General features: G+C 55.7%; 4 protein-coding genes. 3 read left to right on the forward strand and 1 reads right to left on the reverse strand.

Features of this window, described 5'->3' with window-relative positions:
- The 3 genes from JWG43_RS16780 to JWG43_RS16790 form a co-directional block, all read left to right on the forward strand.
- Positions 1–939 (forward strand): hypothetical protein (locus JWG43_RS16780; RefSeq protein ID WP_205244103.1); only part of this gene is annotated, 939 nt, incomplete at its 5' end.
- Positions 940–983: 44 nt separating this feature from the next.
- Positions 984–7,718, forward strand: coding sequence for an RHS repeat-associated core domain-containing protein (locus tag JWG43_RS19960; protein ID WP_205244104.1), 6,735 nt, complete (start codon positions 984–986; stop codon positions 7,716–7,718).
- Between the two features lie 788 nt (positions 7,719–8,506).
- The gene (locus JWG43_RS16790; protein WP_205244105.1) at positions 8,507–9,544 is read left to right on the forward strand and encodes an SAM-dependent methyltransferase; all 1,038 of its coding nucleotides are present in this window, start codon (positions 8,507–8,509) and stop codon (positions 9,542–9,544) included.
- Positions 9,545–9,939: 395 nt separating this feature from the next.
- On the opposite strand, the gene JWG43_RS16795 is transcribed toward JWG43_RS16790, so the two are convergent.
- The coding region (locus JWG43_RS16795) for a hypothetical protein (RefSeq protein ID WP_205244106.1) at positions 9,940–10,256 on the reverse strand (317 nt) is incomplete at its 5' end.

The following is a 10,256-nucleotide window of genomic DNA, read 5'->3' on the forward strand; positions in this document are numbered from 1 at the left end:
TCGGGTGATCTGGATATCAAGGGGACAGTGCAGTTCAAGGAACGAGTTGGCGGACATGAAGGTCATATTGAGCTATGGCATGTTCGCCCCAACAGGTATCGCAGCCGGGTTGGTTTTCAGTATTTTACCGGCACAGGTTCGATGTCCTGGAGCTGGCAGGAAATTGTCGGTTCGATAGCGGACGGGGGTGGTTGGGCCCAGGGTGACCATACGGTGCAGGTGATCGCAATAGCGGCCAATGGCAGCCGTCATCAAATCAACATCCCCATCACCATCGACAATACCCCTGAGGTTTCCGGTGCCGCGGGCAATACTTCGGGTGATCTGGATATCAAGGGGACAGTGCAGTTCAAGGAACGAGTTGGCGGACATGAAGGTCATATTGAACTGTGGCATGTTCGCCCCAACAGGTATCGCAGCCGGGTTGGTTTTCAGTATTTTGCCGGCACAGGTTCGATGTCTTGGAGCTGGCAGGAAATTGTCGGTTCGATAGCGGACGGGGGTGGTTGGGCCCAGGGTGACCATACGGTGCAGGTGATCGCGATAGCGGCCAATGGCAGTCGTCAACAAATCAACATCCCCATCACCATCGACAACACCCCAGAAGTGACCATCATTGGCCCAAGATACTATCCCGATCTGACCTTTGACATCATTGGGACAGTTGCTTTCAAAGAGTATGTTGGTGGCAATGATGGGAGTCTTACCATCGCCCTCAAAGAGGTGCACCAGGCTCGGTATACACATCATGGTGCCAAAAATTATAATCAAGCATCAGATAGTTGGAGCTATTCAGGGATCATTGGTTCCAGGCTTTCATCAGCAACCTGGGGGACGAAAGAATTGATGGTGCAGATTACCGCCAGAGCCGCCAACGGTGCAACCGTGACAGTCCAACGGGATCTCATGATACCGGCACGTGGCTGCCCCTTCCCTTGATGTGCTCCCGAAAAATGATGGAAAAACGAAGGAATCGACCGGTTATGCGACACTTTCACCGCTTTGCGGCACTTCTTGTCCTTTTCCTCTGTACGGCCCTGTATTGCCATGAGTCTTATGCCGGCGGCAGTCCGTTCATCGCCCGCCATGGCATACATTTTTCCACCGGCAACCTGTATCTCAGCGAGCAGGACGTTACTTTGATCGGACCGGTCACATCGCTCAATTTTTCTCGACATTATAACAGTCAGAATATGGACGCGGGTGTGTTTGGTCCTGGCTGGTCTTTCTCCGAGCAGGAAACCCTGCAGATGGTTGATGGTGAGGAGCTGATCATCCATACCCGCTCCGACGGTCACTTGCTTCATTTTTACAGTAACGATACGGATCAATGGATCAGTATGCTCGGTGAAAAAGCGATGATCACCAGGACCCAGGAAGGCTATCAACTGCTCCTGCCCGATGGTGGTCGTACACTCTTCTGTTTGGCCGGCCGAATCGCCAGCCGTCAGGATGCCAACGGCAACCAGATCTTCTATGTGTATGAGGACGACCGTCTGACCACTATTGCCGACGCCTTTGGTCGCTCGCTGTTGTTGGAGTACAATGGGGAAGGGAAGGTCCGATCCCTGATCACCCCGATCGGCCGGTTCACTTACGCCTATGATGAGAGACAGAATCTGGTCTCGGTCACCCGACCAAACGGTACCCAGCGGCTCTACCTGTACGAGGATCCGCATAATCCCCACAACCTGACCGGCTTGATTGACGCGAACGGCACCCGCATCCGCACCCTGGCCTACGATACCATGGGTCGGGTCATCTCGTCGGCGCTGGCCGAGGACCAGGAAAAAGTGACCATTGCCTATCAGCCTGGCTTCAGACGGGTCATTACCGATAGTCTCGGGGCGGTCACCACCTATCAGCTCGAGATGAGGCACGGCGTTGCCCGGATCCAATCGGTTACCGGCCCAGGCTGCTCCTCCTGCGGCGGGGACAGTGCGGCCGGGTATGTCTACGATTTTCGTCAGCAGGTCACCGAGAAAAGCGATGCCCGCGGGGTGATCACCCGGTATGCCTATGATGAGCAGGGGAGAAAGATCAGTGAAACCCGGGCTGCCGGTACACCATTGGAATATACCGTGCAGACCAGCTATATTGCAGAACATAACAAACCGGTCGTCATCAGTGAACCTTCGGTTGGCAGTCCCGGTCACCAGAAGGTGACGAGTATGACCTATGATGCGGCGGGCAACCTGTTGACACGTACGGAATCGGGTTTCAACGGGGCTGAGAAGATCAGTCGGACAATCAGGTATCACTACGATGCCCATGGCCGGATCACGGCCATCAATGGGCCGCGCGTCGAGGTGGACGATCTTCTTTCCTTTGTCTATTATGAAAACACCCCGGAGCAGGGCGCTAATCGCGGTTTTCTCCAAAGTGTGACCAACGGCCTCGGTCAGACCACCACCTATAGTCATTATAATGGGTTGGGTCTGCCCGAGCAGATCGAGGATGCCAATGGCCTGCAGACAACTCTGATGTATGATGACCAGGGACGTGTTTTGTCGCAAACCACCGGCAGCCGGACAGTGACCCACCGCTATGATCCTGCTGGTAAGCTGCTGGCGGTGACCCTGCCGGACTCCAGAATCATCTCTTTGTCCTACACTGCCTCGGGCAGGATCGATCGGATCATCGATCAGAGCGGCAATAGCATACTTTTCACGTATGACAGTGAAGGTCGGGTTCTCAGCCGGTCCGTCCACGATCCGGAGCAGGTGTTGACCACCTTTGTGGCTGCTGAATACGATCAGGCCGGACAGCTTGTCAACCTGATCCGGGCCGGTGGCGGTCATGAGGCACTGGCATACGATGCGGTGGGCAATCTGGTCAGTTGGACCCAGGGACAAGGGAAAACAACCTCCTATGCCTTTGATGCCCTCAACCGCCTGACCTCCCTGGTGGAGCCGGGAGCAACGGTGACCGGTTTCACTTATGACCTCCATGGCAATGTGATAACCGTAACCGATGCCAATGGCAATGTGACCCGATATCGATACGATGACCTGGGCAACCGGGTGGCAACCGATGCCCCGGACACCGGAATAACCCGTTACGTGTATGATGCCGCTGGCAATCTGGTCGGCAAGACAGATGCCAATACGACTTCGATCTTTTATCGTTATGATCTGCTCAATCGACTTATCGGGGTCGGATATGCCGATGCCTCCCTGGATGTCAGGTACAGCTACGATGAGGGCGCCAATGGCAGGGGACGATTGACCGGTGTCCAGGATGGCAGCGGCAGCGTCCGGTTCCGTTATGACCAATACGGCAACCTGATCGAGGAGATCGTCACCAGAAACGAACAGACGTTTACCACCAGGTACAGCTACAACGACCACGATGAACTGATTGCCGTCACCTATCCCAGTGGGCGGGTGGTCAGCTATCATCGCGATCCGTCCGGATCGATCATCCAGGTGACCTCCACCTATCAGGGCCAGGTCACCACAATTGCGGAAAACATTGCTTCTCTCCCCCTCGGGCCGATTACCGCCATGACCTTGGGGAACGGTCTGACGGTGCGCTCGAGCTTTGATCTGCAGTATCGCCTCCTGACCCGGCAGGCAGGGTCGGTTCTGAACAGGGCGTACACCTACAATGATCTCGACCAGGTCACCAGCATCGAGGATTTGTTGGACAGCTCCCGAACCCAGGTCTTCACCTATGACGATCCCGGCCGGCTGATCCGCGCCGAGGGCATCTATGGCACGATCAGCTATGTGTATGATGCTGTCGGCAACCGCCTCGTTGAAACCAGGGACAGTGGGATCAGTATGTACCACTATGCCGAAGGCAGCAATCGCCTGCAGGAAGTGCAGGGGATGGATACTGTCGCCTACAGTTATGACCCTGCCGGCAACATCCTTGCGCAAGGCGGGCAGGGGTTTGTCTGGAATGCGGACAATCGTTTGCAGGCGGTGATGGTCGATGATGACGAGGTGGGCAGGTATGCATATGACTATCGGGGGCTGCGTGTTCTGACCACCTCCGGCGACGGTACCCTTGTTGCCCTGTATGACCGTGACGGGCAGCTGCTGGCCGAGGCGGACGAGTTTGGCAACGTGCTCCGGGAATACGTCTATCTGGACCATCAGCGACTGGCCCTGTTTGACTATACCGAACTGCCTGCCTTCACTGTCCGGGTCACCACCTCCTCCGGGGCCACCCCGGAAGGGTTGCCGGTTTATGCTTTTGATGCGCATGATCAGTATACCGGGCTTACCGCGACCACCGATATTGAGGGGCAGGCCCGCTTCAATCGGGATGATTTTGGTCAGGGGCCCTACCGCTTCCGGGTCGATTATCTTGGCCATCAGGTCTGGAGCGAGCCGGTGGTGGTGCGGACCATCCGGGGTATTGCCCTGGTCATCGAAGAAGAGACCATGGCTGTGCAGGTTGTTCTCAACGGTGTGGAGGCGGTAGAGGTGCCAGTGTATGCGTTTACGGAGGAGGGGGAGTATCTCGGACTTTTCGCGGTCACCGACAGCGAGGGCCGGGTCTGGTTCGATCTGCCTGTGGGCGGGCACTACATGTTTCAGGCCGAACTGTTAGCCCAGCGGTTTGCAAGCGGACCGATGACTGTCATGCCCGGCAGTGACGTAGTGACCATTGATCCTGGTGGCGGCATTCTCAGGTTCCAGGTTCTTGACGACAGCGGCACGGTGCTGCCCGGTCTCACCACCTCCCTGTATAGCGAAGACGGTTCCTTTCTGGGGGTGTCCCGCATCGGCGATTCCCAGGGCAAGGTCCAGTATTCCGTTGCCGCTGGCCGTTATCTCGTCCGGGTCGACTATCTCGGTTACTCTTTCTGGAGCGGTGTGTTGACGGTGACTGCCGATACCGAGGAGCATTTTGTCCTGCCTCTCCAGGAGGTGCGGGTGCGGGTAGGGCTGCAGGTCGCGGAGGAGTTTCAGCCGCTCCCTGCCATCCCCTGTACGCTGTTCACTCCTGAAGGGCAGCGACTTGATCTCCAGGGGTGGACCGACGGTGATGGCGAGGTAGTGTTCCGGCTTCCCGAGCGCTCCTACCGGGCCCGCGGAGAGTATCTTGGCCGGGAGTACTGGTCCGCTGACACCATCTGGCAGGATATTGATATCACCATTGCCGCCGGACAGGTCAAGGTGCTGGTTACCGCCAACGGTGAGCCGTTGGCCGAGGTTCCGGTCCACGCCTGCAGCCTGGAAGGTGTGACTACCGGACTGAGTGCCGAGACGGACGATACCGGAGCTGTCCACTTCACTCTGCCCGCTGGCGGGTATCGCTTCCTGGCCATGCATACACAAGAGCAATTCTGGAGCGGGGCGGTCAACCTCGCTCCTGACCAGTCGTCCGGGACAACCATCTCCACCGGCGGCGGTTCGTTCGTGCTCACCGTGGGCGACAACCTGGGACATGTTCTCGAAGGGGTACGCACCATGCTCTTTTCCACCTCGGGCCAGTATCTCAATCAGTCGGTGCTCACCTCAAGTACCGGTAAAGCCAGATATGAGCTTGCTGACGGCACTTATCTTCTTGTGGTCGAATACCTTGGCTATGCATACTCAACGGCTCCGTTAACCATTCCGGCGGTGGACCGCCACACCCTGACCATCCCTCATGGCGAGCAGAGGATTTTCGTACAGCGCAAGTATCTGGATGATCGTCTGCCCGCCGTGAAAAGCAGAATGAAATTGGCCACCCTCGAAGGTATGCCCTTGCCTTACAAAACCCTGACCAATGCCTCCGGTCAGGCGCACCTGGTCATGCCGCCCCGACCGTACCGAATGCAGGCGGAATACCTGGGCCGGTTTTACAGCGTCGAAACTGTCCCCGGCACCGACACAATTATCAACATTCCGGAAGGGGTGGCCCGGGTGGTGCTGCACCAGGCCGGTGTACCCTTGCCAGGGGCAACTGTGCGCGCAATCAGCGATAGCGCGCCCGACAGCCCTCTGTCCGCACTGACAAATACCAACGGCGAGGCCATCTTCCGCCTGCCCGCCGGCGAGTATACCTTCAAGGCCATGGCCGATGGGATCGAGTACCAGGGTGTCGGTACGGTTCAAGCGGACACGATCCAGGAAATTATTCTCGATGTCGGCGGCAGCACCCTCTCCCTGACTGTCCGCGGCGACGGCGCCACGGTCCTGGCCGGTTTGTCTTGCAGCCTCTATGATACTAACGGTGCTCCGCTCAACCGGACCGTCCTCACCGATGAGCAGGGTATCGCAACCTTTACCGTGGGTACCGGGTCATACCGAATCAAGGTCCGCTATCTGGAGCAGGATTTCTGGTCCGAACCGATTGCCGTCCCTGAAACCGTTTCCGCCAGCCTGTATATCGCCCATCAGGATTTGAGCATTGAGATCCTGACCGCCATCAATTATGAGGTCATCACTCCCCTCTCCGGAGTACGCTGCTATCTCTACGCTGCCGATGATTCCGGGGCCACGGCCACCGGCCTCTACGCCGACAGTGATGCAAACGGCATGGTTGTGTTCCGGGTTCCCGTGGGCCGCTGGTATCGTGGAGTCGTGTACTTTCTCGGCCAGGAATTTATAAGTGATCCCGGGGGGGATGGGGTTGAACAACGCCTCACCATTGAACTGGGCACGATCAACGTCTCGGTCACTACCGCGACAGGCGAAGCAGTCAGTAACGCCGAGGTTGCCCTGTTCACCCCTGAAGGTGATCCTCTCAACCGTACCCTGACCACTGACATGTTTGGAGAGGCGCTCTTCCTTGTCACTGAGGGATGGTACCGGCTGCGACTGCGAGTTGATGGAGAAGAATCCTGGAGCCGGATTGTCTTCGCCTATCCCCTTGAAGACACCTGGGTGACCTTTGGCAACGGCTGGGACGAACCGTTCAGCCAGCTTAATAATCCACATGCACCTTTCTGGCATGGCACCCCGCCGGTGTATGCCCCCCGCCTGGCTTCCGCCGCTGACGCATCGGCCACCCTTCCGGCTCCTCCGGGTCCCCAGGCGGTCCCGGTGCAGCCCCGGGTCTCCTACGCCCTCAATGACCATCTCAATACCGCGCAAATTCTCACCGATGCCACCGGCACAGTCATCTGGCAGGGCGACTACCTGCCCTTTGGCCAAGTTCAGCAGGTGGTGCACCACCAGGACAACCTCTTCCGCTACCCCGGCCAGATCCTTGATCCGGAAAGCGGCCTGCACTATAATTGGCACAGGTATTATGATCCCCGTACCGGACGGTATATCACCCCTGACCCCATCGGGTTGGCTGGGGGGATGAATCTGTATGCGTATGTTGACAATGATCCAGTAAATGCTACAGACCCGATGGGACTTTACAGGGATATTGCTGGAGGGTTTGGTGTCACATTTGGAATTATTTCCCTTTCTGTAACGGTAACTACAGATAGATGTTGCGATGAGAATAATAACAAACGTTTGCGTACATTGCAGGTTTTTTCAGGAGGCTGGGAACTTGGTCTAGGTTTAAAAGGCTCTGGGGGAGCAAGTGCAACGTTAAGTGATAATCAGTCTACAATTAAAAAATGCTCTTCAAATTATGACGATTCAGGTTATTATTCTGATGATTCTGGCGTGTGGGGAGCATTTTTAATTGGCCGGTCTTACTCGAAAAACAAAGGAACTGGATGGAAAGTTGGTTTCGGAGGGGGCTGGAGTATTTGGAGTGGGTCTCGTGTTAGGGTTCTAAATGATGTTATTGTCGGAAAATGTTGTAATAATTAGCAGAGGCAATATATGGTTTTTTTGTCCATAATAATAAGAATTCTAGAGCCATTACTTTTAGTAACTTTATTTTGTTTTTTAGCAAGTACTTGGTATTTGGTGCATGTTGCAAAGAAAAGTAATTTTAAATTGATAAAAAACAGTGTTACTAATCCTTTGTTTCCAAATGTAAATTTAAAATTTTTTAAAAATTTACAGGCAGAATATAGACTTCAAAGGTCGAATCTTATTCCGGTTATTGTTAATAGAATATCATTTTATTTTTTAATCTTTGGGTTTATTGCAATGATATTGTTGGCTTTTTTTCAAGAAATTGTCCGCTATTTTTGACGACAATTCAAAACCTTTGAAGGTCAGGGTACGGGGTCAGGAGATACGGGGTCAGGCCTCCAACAAGGAGATACGGGAGGTACGGGGTCAGGCCTCCAAGTCGTCAAGTTTTAGGTCCCTTGGAGGACAAAGTGGTTTTGGTTGTTCATAAAAAAAGAAGTTATTCGCCTGCTACCAAAAACAACAGGCGCTTTCCGTAGAAACAGAGGAGCAGGTAGATAGACCCGGTAGCGAACTACGTCGGACAGATAGGTATCCTGTGTTCGTTTACCGCTGCTGCCAGCAAAATTTGTTAACAAACCCCATTCCTGCAACTATAATATATGCTCAGGATGCTCAGGATGAGCAGGTGTGTCGTAAATAAGCAATCTTGCTTTCTTCTAGGCCTGACCCCCGTTGTTGCGGTTGTTGCGGGAACGAGGTTGTGCCCAGGATTTCCAAAATTAAGAGGCCTGCCAATGCTGAAAATCGCCATCGACCTCATAGAGCGAGGCTATGTCCCCGACGGATTGACCCGAATCGGCATCCGTCAACTGTTGTCACAGCGCTTACGCGCCGAGGACGCTCATGACGAACGGGAGCGGGCCGCAGCGTTGGAGCGGTTGATCACGGAACTGCGTGCCAGCCCGATCGCTTTGCACGCGGCATCGGCCAACGAACAGCATTACGAATTGCCGGCGGCCTTTTTTCTGAAGACGCTGGGGCCGCGGCTGAAATACAGTTCCAGCTGGTGGTCGGAGGAGGTGAAGGATCTGGCGACCGCCGAAGCCGCCATGCTGGCCCTGACCTGCGAGCGGGCTGAACTGGGATCCGCGCGGGACATTCTGGAACTGGGTTGCGGATGGGGGTCACTGACGCTGTGGATGGCAGAGTTTTATCCCGATGCACGGATCGTTGCGGTTTCGAACTCCCACTCGCAGCGGGCGTTCATTGCGGCGCGCTGTCAGGAGCGCGGTTTCGATAACGTCGAGGTCATCACCGCCGACATGAACGATTTTTCCATCGACCGCCGCTTCGACCGAGTGGTTTCGGTGGAGATGTTCGAACATATGCGCAATTATCAGGCGCTGCTGGCGCGGATTCATGGGTGGTTGAAGCCTGGCGGTAAGTTGTTCGTCCATATCTTCAGTCACCAGCGACTGGCCTATCCGTTCATGACCGAGGGCGACGACAACTGGATGGGGCGTTATTTCTTCACCGGCGGGCTGATGCCATCGCGCGATCTACTGCCGCGTTTCCAGGATGACCTGAAACTGGAGGAACAGTGGCACTTCAACGGGCGGCATTACCAGCGCACTCTGGAGGCATGGCTGGTCAATCAGGACCAGCATCGGGACGAAATCATGCCCATGTTTCGCGAGACCTACGGCCCCGAGTCGGCGAAGCGCTGGTTCCAACGGTGGCGAGTGTTCTTCATGGCCTGCGCCGAGCTGTTCGGTTATCACCAGGGCGAGGAGTGGGGCGTGTCGCACTACCGATTCGGCAAACAGGGCTGAGCCAGATGTCACTGCTGCTGGCACGCATGCGCATACGCACATACGGGGTCAGGCCTCCAAGTCGTGAAGTTTTCAGGTCCCTTTGGAGGACAAAAATGGAGTTGGTTGGTCATGGAGGAGCAGGTATGTTCCCGGTCCCCAAAACGGCAGGTACCTGCTGCAGGAACAGGTGGGCAGGAAGAGCCGGTTGCGAACGGCTTCGGAACGATAGTTGGCCGTTGTACGTTCACCAATACCTACCAATGCTGCCAGGATGATGCGAGAAAAACGCCGGGTCGATTGTTGCGAGCTTTGGATGTGATGGGCGTGTGTATCTTGAAAGGGCAATCTTGTCGTCTTCTAGGCCTGACCCTGTTTTTGTGTTTTTTTAGGCCTGTATCTGTTTTTTCACGACGTCACCGGAATTCCAGCATCAACCGGTAGGGCTCGACACTGCGCATGCTGCGGGTACGGCCGCTCACCCGGAGGACATACTTGCCCGGCTCCGGCAGATCGACCACCAACTTGTTGGAGTCGTCCCTGGCACGGTCGGACAGCCATGCGCCACTCGGGTAGGGAAACACCCCAATCGCCAGTTCGACCCCAGGCGGCGCCGCCTGGGTGGTAATCGTCCACTCGCCGTGATGGGGTGCTTCAAACAGGTAGTGGTCGCGGTCCCCCGCCGGCAGGATCGTGCCGATCAATGATGTCGTACCCGTGATCGGCGTTGCGC

The organism is Desulfobulbus alkaliphilus (assembly GCF_016918545.1).
Taxonomy (GTDB): Bacteria; Desulfobacterota; Desulfobulbia; order Desulfobulbales; family Desulfobulbaceae; genus Desulfobulbus; species Desulfobulbus alkaliphilus.

Bases quoted from the DNA above. Each gene is read 5' to 3' on its own strand.
- JWG43_RS19960 (WP_205244104.1), top strand. From the start codon at position 984: ATGCGACACTTTCACCGCTTTGCGGCACTTCTTGTCCTTTTCCTCTGT.
- JWG43_RS16790 (WP_205244105.1), top strand. From the start codon at position 8,507: ATGCTGAAAATCGCCATCGACCTCATAGAGCGAGGCTATGTCCCCGAC.